This window comes from Streptomyces sp. NPDC058665, from assembly GCF_042714995.1.
Lineage (GTDB): Bacteria > Actinomycetota > Actinomycetes > Streptomycetales > Streptomycetaceae > Streptomyces.
On the sequence record NZ_JBHXRX010000021.1, the window covers coordinates 23,253 to 37,733 of the forward strand.

12 protein-coding genes are annotated in these 14,481 nt (G+C 72.1%); 5 read left to right on the forward strand and 7 right to left on the reverse strand.

The genetic code is table 11. The features are described 5' to 3' along the window. Nucleotides 1-45: 45 nt before the first annotated feature. From ACFWV8_RS15860 to ACFWV8_RS15880, 5 genes are all read left to right on the forward strand, one after another. Nucleotides 46-711, forward strand: coding sequence for a hypothetical protein (locus tag ACFWV8_RS15860; protein ID WP_384201580.1), 666 nt, complete (start codon nt 46-48; stop codon nt 709-711). Between the two features lie 158 nt (nt 712-869). After that, the gene (locus ACFWV8_RS15865) at nt 870-1,571 is read left to right on the forward strand and encodes a PadR family transcriptional regulator (protein WP_384201583.1); all 702 of its coding nucleotides are present in this window, start codon (nt 870-872) and stop codon (nt 1,569-1,571) included. Nucleotides 1,572-1,659: 88 nt separating this feature from the next. Beyond that, nucleotides 1,660-2,400, forward strand: coding sequence for an ABC transporter ATP-binding protein (locus ACFWV8_RS15870; RefSeq protein ID WP_384201586.1), 741 nt, complete (start codon nt 1,660-1,662; stop codon nt 2,398-2,400). Further along, a complete protein-coding gene (locus tag ACFWV8_RS15875) occupies nt 2,397-5,357 on the forward strand; it encodes an FtsX-like permease family protein (protein WP_384201589.1) in 2,961 nt (986 codons plus the stop codon). The genes ACFWV8_RS15870 and ACFWV8_RS15875 overlap by 4 nt, the downstream gene beginning before the upstream one ends. A gap of 98 nt (nt 5,358-5,455) precedes the next feature. Further along, nucleotides 5,456-6,010: a bacterial proteasome activator family protein gene (locus tag ACFWV8_RS15880; protein ID WP_329384796.1), complete on the forward strand. Its 555-nt coding sequence runs from the start codon at nt 5,456-5,458 to the stop codon at nt 6,008-6,010. A 78-nt stretch (nt 6,011-6,088) separates the two neighbouring features. Here ACFWV8_RS15880 and ACFWV8_RS15885 read toward each other — a convergent pair whose 3' ends face one another. The 7 genes from ACFWV8_RS15885 to pdhA form a co-directional block, all read right to left on the reverse strand. Next, nucleotides 6,089-7,075: an NAD(P)H-quinone oxidoreductase gene (locus tag ACFWV8_RS15885; RefSeq protein WP_384201593.1), complete on the reverse strand. Its 987-nt coding sequence runs from the start codon at nt 7,073-7,075 to the stop codon at nt 6,089-6,091. Nucleotides 7,076-7,169: 94 nt separating this feature from the next. Further along, nucleotides 7,170-8,225 carry a potassium channel family protein gene (locus ACFWV8_RS15890; RefSeq protein WP_384201765.1) on the reverse strand — a complete coding sequence of 352 codons (1,056 nt, stop codon included), beginning with the start codon at nt 8,223-8,225 and terminating at the stop codon, nt 7,170-7,172. 20 nt (nt 8,226-8,245) lie between these two features. Then, nucleotides 8,246-9,697 (reverse strand): molybdopterin molybdotransferase MoeA, encoded by a 1,452-nt coding sequence (locus ACFWV8_RS15895; RefSeq protein WP_384201596.1) that lies wholly within the window; start codon nt 9,695-9,697, stop codon nt 8,246-8,248. Beyond that, the gene (locus ACFWV8_RS15900) at nt 9,694-10,599 is read right to left on the reverse strand and encodes a DUF6457 domain-containing protein (RefSeq protein ID WP_384201768.1); all 906 of its coding nucleotides are present in this window, start codon (nt 10,597-10,599) and stop codon (nt 9,694-9,696) included. The genes ACFWV8_RS15895 and ACFWV8_RS15900 overlap by 4 nt, the downstream gene beginning before the upstream one ends. Before the next feature lie 135 nt (nt 10,600-10,734). Beyond that, nucleotides 10,735-12,174 carry a dihydrolipoamide acetyltransferase family protein gene (locus tag ACFWV8_RS15905; RefSeq protein ID WP_384201599.1) on the reverse strand — a complete coding sequence of 480 codons (1,440 nt, stop codon included), beginning with the start codon at nt 12,172-12,174 and terminating at the stop codon, nt 10,735-10,737. After that, nucleotides 12,174-13,205 (reverse strand): alpha-ketoacid dehydrogenase subunit beta, encoded by a 1,032-nt coding sequence (locus tag ACFWV8_RS15910; RefSeq protein ID WP_384201602.1) that lies wholly within the window; start codon nt 13,203-13,205, stop codon nt 12,174-12,176. Before ACFWV8_RS15910 ends, ACFWV8_RS15905 begins: the two co-directional genes overlap by 1 nt. Next, nucleotides 13,202-14,395 carry a pyruvate dehydrogenase (acetyl-transferring) E1 component subunit alpha gene (gene pdhA, locus ACFWV8_RS15915; RefSeq protein ID WP_384201605.1) on the reverse strand — a complete coding sequence of 398 codons (1,194 nt, stop codon included), beginning with the start codon at nt 14,393-14,395 and terminating at the stop codon, nt 13,202-13,204. Before pdhA ends, ACFWV8_RS15910 begins: the two co-directional genes overlap by 4 nt. Between the last annotated feature and the right edge of the window lie 86 nt (nt 14,396-14,481).

Sequence of the window (14,481 nt, forward strand, 5' to 3'; positions counted from 1 at the left end):
TCCCGCCGAGATGCCGCTTCTGTCACCGCATGTGACGCTGAGTCGGTGATGTCTCGGCTCCACGCACGGCTCCGTTCCTCCCGCGCGCTCGCGCTTGCCGTCGCCGTCGCGCTCATACTCGCCTCTCTGCTGTCGAACGCGTCCCTCGCGTTCGCCGAGGACCGCGAATCCCCGCGCGCGGAACCGTCGCGGTCGCCGGGTGCCACCTCCTCCCTGGCGGGGAACGAGGCCGGGCAGGGGCGGCCCCGGCCGGGGCGGACGAACCCGGCGACCGCCACCGGCGCGAGTGGTGAGGTGCCGTCGTCGGGTGTCGGCACCGTGTCCGCGGATCCCACCGTGCCGATGTCGCCCAGCCGTACGAGCGGAAGACCTTCGTCCCGTTCCGCTTCGCCGTCCCCCACTCGTTCAGTGCCCGCCTCGGCCGAGCCGCACAGGCAGCGGTCCCCGAGCGGGAGACCCGAGCGCGAGCAGGCCGACCCGGACGAGGGTGAACTCCGCGACGAAGAGCTCCTGTCGGACGGCTTCGACGCCTCGGAAGAGGGACCGGTCCCACCCCGTCCCCCCCCTCACGACGCCTCCGCACAGGAGCAGAACAGCCAGGCGGTCGCCCAGCCGGTCGCCCGCGCCGTCCCCGCGCTGACTCTCGGGGTCGGGATGGCGCTGATGGGCCTCGGCATCGGTTTTCTGGGCCTGAGACTCCGGCGACACTGACACCCACCATCCGCCGACGCCCTCACCTACCGCCTCTGACCTGCCCGTTTACCACCCTCGTACATCCCGCGTAGCCCTTACCTCCTCCTTACGACGGACTTGTCACGTCCCCCTCAAGGCCCTTGCCGTCGAAGCCATACCGGGTATACATACTGAGTATGTCGATCCGCCACGGGCTGCTCGCCCTCCTCGAATCGGGACCGCGCTACGGCTCCCAGCTCCGTACGGAGTTCGAATCCCGTACCGGCGCCACCTGGCCCCTGAACGTCGGCCAGGTCTATACGACGCTCAACCGTCTGGAGCGCGACGGGATGGTCGTCCAGGACGGTGAGGACGAAGCCGGCCACGCGCTCTACGTGATGACGGACGCCGGCCGCGATGAGCTGCGGAACTGGTTCCGGTCACCGGTCGACCGGCGCAGTCCGCCGCGCGACGAACTCGCCATCAAGCTCGCGATGGCCGTCGGCGCACCCGGGATCGACATCCGCGACGTGATCCAGTCGCAGCGCCACCACACCGTGCAGGCGATGCAGGACTACACCCGGCTCAAGGCCCAGGCCACCGATGTCTCGCCGGACAACCGGGACGACGTGGCATGGCTGCTCGTCCTCGAACAGCTCATCTTCCAGACGGAGGCCGAGGCGCGCTGGCTCGACCACTGCGAGGCCCGGCTCGTCCGGCTCTCGCTGCTGAACGCGCAGAAGGAGAAGCAGCGGAAGAAGGAAGCGGAGAGCGCCGCCGGGACCGCCGAGGGGACCACCACCGGGAACGCGGCCGGGACCGCCGACGGTGCCACTGATCAGCCGGCCCGGCAGCCCGGCGCCTCCCGGGCCGGCTCCGGCCGCTCCAGAAACCGCTGAGGCCCCACCAACCACATGCACCACGCACACCACACACCCACCCACCGACGCGTCTGCGCACCAGATCCGCACCCAAGGGGGACCATCCATGCCTGACCAGGCACCGCATCCCGTGCTCCAACTCAAGGACCTGACCCGCGTCCACGGCAGTGGCGCCACCGAGGTCCACGCCCTGCGCGGGATCAACCTCGACGTCTTCCCCGGCGAACTCGTCGCCGTCATGGGCCCGTCAGGCTCCGGCAAGTCCACGCTGCTCACCATCGCCGGCGGTCTCGACACCCCGACGTCGGGCCAGGTGATCGTCGAGAACACCGACCTCACCACCGCGGGCCGCAAGCAGATCGCCGCGCTGCGGCGCCGCAGCATCGGTTACGTCTTCCAGGACTACAACCTCATCCCGGCCCTCACCGCCGCCGAGAACGTCGCCCTCCCCCGCGAGCTCGACGGCACCTCCGCCCGCAAGGCCAGGGGCGAGGCCGTCGCCGCGCTGCGCGAGATGGAACTCGGCGAGCTCGCCGACCGCTTCCCGGACGAGATGTCCGGCGGCCAGCAGCAGCGCGTGGCCATCGCCCGCGCGCTCGTCGGCGACCGCCGCCTCGTCCTCGCGGACGAGCCCACCGGCGCCCTCGACTCCGAGACCGGCGAATCCGTGCTCGCCCTGCTGCGCAGCCGCTGCGACGCGGGTGCGGCCGGCGTCCTGGTCACGCACGAGCCGCGCTTCGCGGCCTGGGCCGACCGCGTGGTCTTCCTCCGGGACGGCGCCGTCGTCGACCAGACCCTCCGCAGCCAGGCCGACTCGCTGCTCACGGGCCAGGCGGCCGAACGGTGAAGAACTGGTACCACTCCTGGCGTGCCGCGATCCGCATAGCCCGCCGTGACGCCTGGCGCTTCAAGGGACGCAGCTTCCTCGTACTCGCCATGCTCGCCCTGCCGATCCTCGGGGTGAGCGCCGCCGACCTGACCCTGCGCAGCGCGGACCTCAGCCCCGCCCAGCAGCTGGACCGCGACCTGGGGCGGGCCGACGCCCGCGTCAACGACCCGCGTATGGGCGGGGTTCCCCTCATGCAGAACCCCAAGGGTGACAACTACCAGCCGGTGAAGAGCTACGGCGACGACGAGCCGTGGCCCGAGGGCGAGATGGACATCGCCTCCGCCCTCCCGGCGGACGCGAAGTCCCTCATCGACTCGGAGGGCACCGCCAAGCTCAGGACGACCCACGGACTGCTGAGCACCTCGGTCCGGGAGCTGAAGGCGGCGGACCCGATGGCCGAGGGCATCATGGTCCTCGACCGCGGCCGGTTCCCGAAGAAGGCCGACGAGGTCGCCGCGACCAACGCCTTCCTGGAGAGCAGCGGACTGCACGTCGGTTCGAAGCTCACGGCTCGCGGACTCGACACCGCGTACCGGATCGTCGGCGCGTACGAGCTGCCGAACGACCTGGACACCACCCAGGTCAACGCGCTTCCCGGCGCGCTGCTGGCCCCGCTCGACAAGGCGCTGGCCGTCGCGGAGCTGCCCGGCACCGATACGTACAGCACCTATCTGACCTCGGTCCCCGGCGACGCCGGTTTCACGTGGAACATGGTCGAGGAGACCAACGCCAAGGGCGCAACGGTCACCTCGCGCGCGGTGGTGCTCGATCCGCCGCCGGACTCCGAGGTGGCGCTGTACGTGAAGGAGGGCCTGCCCGACCTCGGGGGCGGCTCCGCCGGCGCCGCCGAGCTCGCCATTATCAGCACCATCGTCGGTCTCGCGATGCTGGAGATCTGCCTGCTGGCGGGCCCCGCGTTCGCCGTCGGCGCCCGCCGCTCCCGCCGCCAGCTCGGCCTGGTCGGCGCCAACGGCGGCGACCGGCACCACATCAGGGCCATCGTCCTCAGCGGCGGTCTGGTGATCGGCGCGGTCGCCGCCGTGGTCGGCACGGTGCTGGGCATCGTCCTGACCTTCGCGCTCCAGCCGGTACTCGAAGGCGTGCTCGGCAAGCGCTTCGGCAGCTTCGACCTGCGTCCGCTGGAGCTGATCGGGATCGCGCTGGTCGCGGTCGTCACCGGTCTGCTGGCCGCGATCGTGCCGGCCGTGACCGCGTCCCGGCAGACCGTCGTCGCCTCCCTCACCGGGCGCCGTGGCATCCGCAGAAGCAACAGGGTGCTGCCGATGGTGGGCCTGGGGGCCGTCGCACTCGGCGCGGGCATCGCGCTGTACGGCTCGACCGTGTCGGACCAGGCCATGATCGTCGCGGGCGGCAGTGCGCTCGCGGAGCTCGGTGTGGTGGCGCTGACGCCCGCCCTCGTGGGCCTCTTCGGCCGGATCGGCCGCTGGCTGCCGCTCTCGCCGCGGCTCGCGCTGCGGGACTCCGTACGTAACCGGGGCCGTACGGCTCCGGCCGTGGCGGCGGTGCTCGCGGCGGTCGCGGGCACGGTTGCCGTGGCGACGTACGCGGCCAGCTCCGACGCCCAGGCCGAGGCCCGGTACGAGCCGGAGTTGCCGTACGGCGCGGTCGCGATCCTGTCCCCGGAATCCGCCGTGGACGTCCCGTCGATGCGCGAGGACGTACGGAAGCTGCTGCCCACGGACCTACGGGCCGATGTGGACCGTGTCGTGGTCGGCACGAAGAGCTGTTCCATGTACGGGGATGGCGGGGAGTGCGGAATGTACGAGCTCGTCACGCCCAAGGCGTACGAGTGCCCGCTCTGGTCGTACGACGAGTCGGGCGAGGACCCGACGGAGAAGTTCTCCAAGGCCGAGAGGCGCAAGCTCGCCACGGACTTCCGCTGCGACCAGGACCTCAACGGCATCGGCAGCTCGGCCGGCGAGATCCTGATCGGTGACGACAAGCTGCTCAAGGTGCTGGAGATCAACAATCCGGAGGCGAGCGCGGCGCTGGCCAACGGGCGGGCGGTCTCCTTCAGCAAGCGGATCCTTACTCCTGAGGGCGCTGCCGGCGAGGACAAGGACAAGGGCGGGGCGAAGGGCGACGCGGGCGGCACCGCAGTCGCGCCGAAGGGCGGCGTCAACGGGACGATCGACGTCCGCCTCACCACCGCGGCCCAGTCCGAGGCGTCCGAAGAGGCGGGCGCGTCGGACGGCGAGAAGCAGCCGGGCACCGTCAAGACGATCCCCGCCCACCAGTTCTCGGGCAGCGAGAACACCTACGGCGTCCAGGTGATCATGCCTCCGGACGCGGCCGAGAAGGCGGGCATCACCACCGTCCCGTACGGTTCCTTCTTCACCACCGAGAAGCTCCCGAGCGACGCGCAGCAGCAGAAGCTCGACAGCGAACTCGCCAACACGGGCGCCGATCCCTGGCTGACCATCGAGAAGGGGTTCGTCCCCGAGAACAGCACCACGATGCTGGCACTCGCCGTCTTCGCGGGGCTGATCACCATCGGCGCCGCCGGTATCGCCACGGGCCTCGCCCAGGCCGACGCGGAGGCCGATCTGAAGACGCTCGCCGCCGTCGGGGCGCCGCCCAGGGTCCGCAAGGCGCTGAGCGGATTCCAGTGCGGGGTGGTGGCCGCGATGGGTGTCGTACTCGGCTCGGCGTCCGGGATTCTGCCCGCCATCGGGCTGCGCTTCACCGAGCGCCGCGCGGAGGACCAGATGTACGCGCGGATGCTGGACGAGGGGTGGTCCAACGGGGAGCAGGCCACTGCGCCCTTCGTGCCGGTGGTCATCCCGTGGGAGACGCTGGGCGTACTGCTCGTCGTGGTCCCGCTCGGCGCGGCGCTCCTGGCCGCGCTGGTCACCCGCTCGCGAGGCGCGCTGGCGCGCAGGGCGGCGATCTGACACCGGTCACGGGCACGGGTGAGCCCCCGTGGGAAAGCGATTCGCTTTCCCACGGGGGCTCACCTCGCATCGGCACCCAGGTGCGAGACAATGAAACTATGGAAATGCCGAGGAACGAACGGTCGCAGGAGAGCAACCCCCATGTCCTCGTGGTGGGGCAGGACGGGATGGCGCTCGGCGGCGGACCCGGGGACGACGAGCCGCGCGAGATCCCGGTGACGGAGATGGTCGAGCAGCCGGCGAAGGTCATGCGTATCGGCAGCATGATCAAGCAGCTGCTCGAAGAAGTGCGGGCGGCTCCTCTGGACGAGGCGAGCAGGGTACGGCTCAAGGAGATCCACGCCGGTTCGGTGAAGGAGCTTGAGGACGGACTCGCGCCCGAACTCGTCGACGAGCTGGAAAGGCTCTCGCTCCCGTTCACCGACGAGGCCATTCCCTCCGAGGCCGAACTGCGCATCGCGCAGGCCCAGTTGGTGGGCTGGCTGGAGGGCCTCTTCCACGGGATCCAGACGGCGCTGTTCGCCCAGCAGATGGCGGCGCGGGCGCAGTTGGAGCAGATGCGCCGGGCACTGCCGCCGGGCGCCTCGCAGGACGGCGACGACGGCGAGGACCCGGGTGCGCACGGCGCGATCCGGTCGGGGCCGTATCTCTGACACTTCCGTCGGCCGGCGCGGGCGGTCGGGGTCGGTCTCCGAGGGGCCTCGGAGACCGACCGGGGAAATCCGTCCTCGTTACGGGCGCAGCAGCAGGATCTTGCCGACATGGTCGCCCGACTCCAGCGCGTAATGCGCCTTCGCCGCCTCCGACAACGGGAAGGTGCGGTCCACGATGGGCCGCACCTGCCCAGCGCCTATCAGCGGCCAGACATGCTCCCGTACGGCGGCGATGATCGACGCCTTCTCGCCGGCCGGACGTCCCCGCAGCGACGTCGCCGTGATCGCCCCACGCTTGCCCAGTAGGGCGGCCAGATTGAGTTCGCCCTTCAGTCCGCCCTGGAGACCGATCACCGCGAGCCGGCCGTTGACGGCCAGGGCTTTCACATTGCGGCCGAGATACTTGGCGCCGACGATGTCGAGGATGACATCCGCCCCGGCACCGCCCGTGGCCTTTCTCAACTCGTCGACGAAGTCCTGTTCGCGGTAGTCGATCAGGATGTCCGCGCCCAACTCGGCGCAGCGCGCCAGCTTTTCGGGCCCGCCCGCCGTGACGGCGACCCGCGCGCCGACCGACTTGGCGAGCTGAATCGCCATCGTGCCGATGCCGCTCGCGCCACCGTGCGCCAACAGCGTCTCGCCGGGCCGCAGATGGGCGATCATAAAGACGTTCGACCAGACGGTGGCGGTCACTTCGGGAAGCCCGGCGGCCGTCGCCAGGTCCACGCCCTCGGGTGTGGGGAGCAGTTGGCCCACGGGGACGGCGACCTTCTCGGCGTAACCGCCGCCCGAGAGCAGGGCGCACACCTCGTCGCCGACCGACCAGCCGGAGCCCTCGGTGCCGGGGCCCAGCGCGGAGATCCGGCCCGAGCACTCCAGACCGGGGTAGGGGGAGGCGCCGGGCGGGGGGTCGTAGAAGCCCTGGCGTTGCAGCAGATCGGCGCGGTTGACCGCGCTCGCCACGACGTCGACGAGGACTTCGCCTTCGGCGAGTACGGGATCGGGTACTTCGGCCCAGACGAGCGCCTCGGGGCCACCGGGTTCCGGAATCGTGATCGCATACATGGTCGGAGGCTACCCCCCGGCTCTCCCGGCAGTACCGGCCCGCGGGTTCGGGCTCGTTTCGACCGGATTCGTGTGGGGGGCGGTGGCGGGCCGGTCAGTCCGACTTGCTCTGCAGGGGGTTGGGATCCGCCCGTACGATCGTGATCAGCCGGTCCGTGAGCTGGAGCGGGCTGGCCGACGGGTCGTCGTACCCCAGCAGGCGGTGCCCACGCAGGACACTGACCACCAGGTCGTCCGTCTCCCGTACGCTCCGCCCCACCTCCGCTTTTATCACCGGCCGTTCGATGAGATCGAGACCGCTGCCCTGGTGGATCAGATCCTCCATCACCGTGCCGGCGACGGGGCTGAGCACCGAGAGGCCGAGCAGCCGGCCTGCCGCGCTGGCGCTGGTGATCACGGCGTCCGCGCCGGACTGGCGCAGCAGCGGTGCGTTCTCCTCCTCACGTACGGCGGCGACGATCTTCGCCCCGCGGTTGAGCTGACGCGCGGTCAGCGCGACCAGTACCGCCGTGTCGTCGCGCTGAGTGGCGATCACCACCTGCCGCGCCCGCTGGAGTTCGGCCCGCAGCAGTACGTCGCTGCGCGTCGCGTCGCCGATGACGCCCACGAATCCGTCCGCGTTGGCCGCCTCGATCACCTTCGCGCTGGGGTCGACGATGACGATCTGGTCCTTCTTGAGCCCGGTGGCGCAGAGGGTCTGCATCGCCGACCGGCCCTTGGTGCCGAAGCCGACGATGACGGTGTGGTCACGCAAGTTGGACCTCCAGCGGTTCAGCCGCCACTCCTCCCGGGTGCGCTCCGTGAGGACCTCAAGAGTGGTGCCGACCAGGATGATCAGAAAGAGCACGCGCAGCGGGGTGACGAGCACGACGTTGATGAGCCGGGCCGCGTCGCTGTACGGGACGATATCGCCGTAACCCGTCGTGGAGAGGGTGACGGTGGAGTAGTAGACGGCGTCGAGGAAGTCGACCGAGTCGTCCGCGTTGTCGTGGTAACCGGAGCGGTCGATCCAGACGATGAAGACCGTGGTCGCCAGTACCCCCAGCGCCATCAACAGCCGCTTGCTGACCTGTCGCAGCGGCCGGTCGACGATCCGGCGCGGCAGCTTCACCCGGCCGGTGACCAGGTGTTCGTCGGCATGACGCGCCATGGCGTCGTGGCCGGGAAGTTTCACGTGAAACACCCGTCGTCTATCGAGGCGGCGGCTTCGCCCCAGGCGGCCCAGGGCAGGTCGAGGACTTCCAGCTCGTCGCCGGGACGCGCGCCGCCCGGCGGGACGACCGCGAGCCCGTCGGCGACGGCGATGCCGCGCAGCATGGCGGGACCGTTGTAGCGCAGCGGCACGAGCCGGTCGTCGCGGTGGACGAAGGGCACGAGCCGGGTGTCCTGCGGATGGCCGTGCACCTCGTCCCGTACGGGCACGTGGTACGCGGGCGCCGGTGCCCGTCCGCCCAGGGCCCGCAGCAGCGGCTCGGCCAGCGTGAGCAGTCCTGATACGGCGGCGAGCGGATTGCCCGGCAGGCCCACCAGATGGCGGCCGGAGGCGAGCCTGGCCAGCAGCATGGGATGCCCGGGGCGTACGGCGACGCCGTCCACGAGCAGTTCGGCGCCCGCCTTGCTGAGCACGGGGTGGACATGGTCGACGGGGCCGCCGGCGGTACCGCCCGTGGTGAGGACCAGATCGGCCTCGGACTCGGTGACCGCGCGGTACAGGGCGCGTTCGTCGTCGGCGACCCGGCGGGTGTCGATGACCTCGGCGCCGAGCGCGCGCAGCCAGGGCGCGATCATCGGGCCGAGCGCGTCGCGGATGAGGCCGTCGTGGGGCAGTCCGCGGACGAGGAGTTCGTCGCCGAGGACCAGGATGTCGACGGTCGGGCGGCGGGCGGTGAGCAGTTCGTCGTAACCGGCGGCGGCGGCCAGGCCGAGCACCGCCGGGGTCACGACGGCGCCGGCGGGCAGGAGTTGGTCGCCGGAGCGGCACTCCTGGGCGCGGGGGCGGATGTCCTGGCCGTGGGTCACCTCGCGGTCGGCGTGGAGATGACCGGTGGTGTCGGTGAGGGCGTGCTCGCTGCGGATCACGGCGGTGGTGTCGGGCGGGACCCGGGCGCCGGTGGCGATCCGTACCGCTGTGCCGTCGGGGAGAGGGGTGGTGGCGGCGTGCCCGGCGAGGATGCCGGTGGTGGGGGCGGCTGCGGGGTCCGGGGCGTCGGGGGCCGCCGGTCGCAGGGACCAGGGGCCAGGTCCGGACACCGCCCAGCCGTCCATCGCGGAGGTGTCGAAGGACGGCAGGTCGGTGAGGGCGGTCAGGGGCTCGGCGAGTACCTGACCCAGGGCCTGTTCGAGGGGGACGCGCCGGGTGCGGGTGGTGGAGGTCTTGGGGGCGGTGGAGGTCTTGGGGGCGGTGGCCGCCGTACGGCCCGAACGAGCCGCGACAGCACAGGCATCGGCCCACGGGGTGGCGTGGTGCCTGCCCCTGCCTTCGGGCTTCACCGGCGCGGAGCTGTGGCCGCCGCCGTGGTGCGAGTCGGCGCCGGGCCGGTCTCCCGGGCCCGCATCCGGCTGCCTGCCGAACAGCGCGAGGACATCCTCGACGCCGTCCACCTCGGGGTCCTGGGCCGTCATCCGGCCACGTCCCCCTCGGCCTTGCCGCCGCCCTCGGCCTTGCCGTCCGGCGCGTCCGTCTCCTCGGCCCAGCGCAGGGCGAGCGCCGTGGCCTTCCGGGACGCCTCTGCCACCGCCTCGGGACCTCCGCCGCCGGCCGCCGCACGGCCCGCCGCGTACCCGACGAGAAAGGTCGTCAGGGGTGCGGCCGGCCGCGCCACACCGTGCGCGGCGTCGCGGGCGAGATCGAGCAGGACCTTGATGTCGACGTCGAGTTCGAGGCCGAGTTCGTCCTTGACTGCGGTAATCCATTCGTCCAGCACGGTTCCATGCTCCCTGATGCGTGCGCGCGCCGTGGAGATGTCTTCCCAGGTGTCGCAGTCGAAGGACGCGAGCGGGTCGGTGTCCGCGGCGACACGGGCGAGGTCGAGTTCACTGGTCAGCAGTCGGAGCGGCAGCCCGGCGAGGCTGCCGTACTCGGTGGCGAGGAGGGCGATCTCGCGGCGCAGCGGCTCCGTGCGGTACGCCGCGACCAGCGGCTGGTCGCGGCCGTCCGCGTCGGTGAGCAGCGCGCCCTCACGTGCGGCGTCCGCGGCGAGTACGTCCAGGAGCCGGTGCGTCGTCTCCCGTGTCAGGAAGGGCAGATCGGCGGAGAGCACGAGCACGGTGTCCGCGTCGACCTGCCGTACGCCCGCGTCGAGCGCGGCGACCGGGCCGCCGCCCGGCGGCTCCTCGCGTGCCCAGCGCACCGGCCGCGCCGTGGGCCGCCGGCCGCCCACGACCACGGTCCGCGCGGCATCGCCGCAGGCTCCGAGCACCCGGTCGAGCAGCGCCCTGCCGCCGACGCTGACGGCGGGCTTGTCGATTCCGCCGAGCCGCTTCGCGGCACCTCCGGCGAGCACGATGGCGTCATGGGCGGTCATGGTCATGGCTGAAGTATGGTCCGCGATCGGGTGTCCGACGCATGTGATGTCGGACCGTGATGTACGACCGTGATCTTGGCCGGTGCGGACCGTGATCCTGGACCCCGTGCCGGGCGCGGTCCACCCGGGCGTGGCCTACAACGTGCGCAGCAGCACCGCCGGCTGTTCCACACAGTCCGCCACGTACCTCAGGAAGCCGCCCGCCGTGCCGCCGTCGCAGACCCGGTGGTCGAAGGTGAGGGAGAGCTGGACGACCTGGCGTACCGCCAACTCGCCCTGGTGCACCCAGGGTTTGGCGACGATACGGCCGACGCCGAGCATCGCGGCCTCGGGGTGGTTGATGATCGGCGTGGAGCCGTCGACGCCGAACACGCCGTAGTTGTTCAGCGTGAACGTGCCGCCCGTGAGATCGCCGGGGGTCAGCTTCCCCGTCCGGCCGGCCTCCGTGAGCCGGGCGAACTCCGCGCTCAGGGACTCCGCCGAACGGTTCCGCGCGTCCCTCACGACGGGGACGACCAGGCCGCGGTCGGTCTGCGCGGCGAAGCCGAGATGGACGTCGCGCAGGCGGACGATCTCCCTGGCCTCCGTGTCCACCGTGGAGTTGAGCTCCGGGAAGCGCGCGAGCGCCGCCGTGCAGATCCGCGCCAGCAGGGCGATGAGGGAGATCTTCGGGCCGCCGGCCGCGTTGGCGGCGGTCCTGGCCGCCAGCAGTTCCGTCGCGTCCGCGTCGACCCAGCAGGTCGCCTCGGGGATCTCGCGCCGGCTGCGGCTGAGCTTGTCGGCGACCGCGCCGCGCACACCGCGCAGCGGTACGCGCTCGGTGACCGCCCCGTCGGTGGAAGCGGACGGGAAGCCTGATGTGGAAGGTGAGGCGGGAGCGGAGGGCGCCGCTGTCCGTGCGGCCTGCTGCTCGATCCGCTCGATCGCCTGCTCGACGTCGCACCGCAGGATCAGCCCGTCCCGGCCCGATCCGTCCAGCGCCCGGAGGTCGAGCCCGTTCTGCCTGGCCAGCCGCCGCACCAGCGGCGAGATGACCGGCACGGGCCCGGACCGCTCAGGTACGGGCGCCGCCGCCGACGCCGGAGCCGCCGTCGGCAGCGGATCAGCGAGTGCGACGGGGGCGGCCGGAGCCGCCGGAGCCGCTGGTGCCGCGGCGACGACCGTCGCGGGGCGGACCCGTCGCCGCCGGGCGGCCGGAGCACCCGTGCCGTACCCGACCAGCACGTTCCCGGACGTCTCGGCCGGACCGGACTTGGCGGCCGGAACCCCCTCGGCGCCCGTACCGGTACCCGAATCCGCCGGGGGACCGGCGTCAGCGGCGGGCTCGGATGCCCCGACCGCCACCGTCAGCAGCGGCGCGCCGACCGGCAGCTCCGTGCCCTCCTCGCCGTACCGCGCGGTGACCACGCCCCCGTAGGGGCACGGGACCTCCACCATCGCCTTGGCCGTCTCGACCTCGACGACCGGCTGGTCGATGGCGACGACGTCGCCGACCGCCACCAGCCAGCGGACGATCTCGGCCTCGGTCAGGCCCTCACCGAGATCCGGCAGCTTGAATTCGAGCACCTGGGCCATCAGCTGTCCGCCTCCCACTGAAGCCGCGCGACCGCGTCCAGCACCCGGTCCACACCCGGCAGATGGTGCTGTTCCAGCATCGGCGGCGGATACGGGATGTCGAATCCGGCGACCCGCAGGACCGGTGCCTCCAGATGGTGGAAGCAGCGCTCATTGATCCGGGCGGCGATCTCCCCGCCGGGCCCGCCGAAACCGTTGGACTCGTGGACGACTACCGCGCGCCCCGTGCGCCGTACGGAGGCGACGACCGTCTCGTCGTCGAAGGGCACCAACGAGCGCAGGTCGACCACTTCCAGGTCCCAGCCCTCCGCGCGGGCGGCCTCCGCCGCCTCCAGACAGACGGTGAGGGAGGGGCCGTACGTGACGAGGGTGGCGCTCAGTCCCGTACGCCGCACGACGGCCCGGCCGATCGGCTCCACCGCCGCCGGCGCCTCCGGCGACCACCGCGCCTTCGACCAGTACAGCCGCTTGGGCTCCAGGAAGACCACCGGATCGTCGGAGGCGATGGCCGCCCGGAGCATCCCGTACGCGTCCTCGACCGTCGCCGGGGTGACGACATGGAGGCCGGGCGTCGCCATGTAGTACGCCTCGGAGGAATCGCTGTGGTGCTCGACGCCGCCGATCCCGCCGCCGTACGGCACCCGGATGGTGATCGGCAGCGGCAGCGCACCGTGCGTGCGGTTGCGCATCTTGGCGACATGGCTGGCCAGCTGCTCGAACGCCGGATAGGCGAAGGCGTCGAACTGCATCTCCACGACGGGCCGCAGCCCGTACATCGCCATACCGACGGCCGTACCGAGGATCCCGGCCTCGGCCAGCGGCGTGTCCGTACAGCGGTCCTCGCCGAACTCGGCTGCGAGTCCGTCGGTGACCCGGAAGACCCCGCCGAGCGTGCCGACGTCCTCACCGAGGATGTGCACGGCCGGGTCATCGGCCATCGCGTCGCGCATCGCGCGCCGCAGCGCCTGCGCCATGGTGGCCGGCTTCGCCGCAAGGTCGGTCCTGGGGGCCCTGGAGGCGACGGTGGTCATCGCGCCTCCCCCTGTCCCGCGTCGGCCGGCTCGTCAGAAGCGTCCAGCTCGGCCCGCAATTGGGCCGCCTGCTCGCGCAGTTGCGCCGTCTGCTCCGCGTAGACGTGCGCGAAGAGGTCCATGGGGTCCAGCTCCGGCTCGGCGTTCATCCGGTCGCGCAGCCGCGCGGCCATCGCGTCGGCGTCGTCGGCGGCCTTCCTGATCCCGTCCCCGTCGAGCATCCCGCGCTCCGTCAGCTCGTGTTCCAGCAGCCGGACGGGGTCGTGGGCGCGCCACGCCTCGACCTCGCCGTCGCCGCGGTAACGCGTCGCGTCGTCCGCGTTCGTATGAGCCTCGATGCGGTAGGTGACGGCCTCGACGAGCGTCGGGCCGCCGCCGCTCCTGGCCCGCCGCACGGCCTCGGTGAGGACCGCGTGCACCGCCGGGGCGTCGTTCCCGTCGACCAGCCTGCCGGGCATTCCGTAGCCGACGGCCTTGTGGGCCAGCGAGGGCGCCGCGGTCTGCTTGGCGAGCGGGACGGAGATGGCGAAGCCGTTGTTCTGCACGAGGAAGACGACGGGCGCCTTCCATACGGCGGCGAAGTTCAGCGCCTCGTGGAAGTCGCCCTCGCTGGTGCCTCCGTCGCCGACCAGGGCGAGCGCGACCACGTCGTCACCCTTGAGGCGCGCGGCGTGCGCCAGCCCGACGGCGTGCGGGAGCTGGGTGGCCAGCGGGGTGGAGAGCGGGGCGATGCGGTGCTCGCGCGGGTCGTATCCGGTGTGCCAGTCGCCGCGCAGCAGGGTGAGGGCCTGCACGGGGTCAAGGCCGCGCGCCACGACGGCGAGGGTGTCGCGGTAGCTGGGGAAGAGCCAGTCCTGCTCCTGGAGCACCAGGGCCGCGGCGACCTCGCAGGCCTCCTGGCCGGTGCTCGACGGGTAGACGGCGAGCCGGCCCTGCTTGGTGAGGGCGGTGGCCTGCGCGTTGAACCGACGGCCGCGGACCAGCTCCGCGTAGAGCCGCCGCAGCAGCTCGGGGTCGGCGTCCGCCACCGCTTCCGTGCCCAGTACGCGATACGGCTCGGGGTCGGGGAGCAACGGGGCGGGGTCCGTACGGGGCTGCCACGCCGGGGGCGGGGTGGGCCGGTGGACGACAGGTCCCGGGGGCTCCTGGACCGTCGTGCTGCTCTTCTTCAACGCGTGCACCTCCTCCATGGGAGCGGGCTGGGCGGCGCGTGAGTGTGGCGCGCCTCACCTACCGATTGTTCGGTTTGCGCGGCATTTTGGCTACCGGCGCCTTC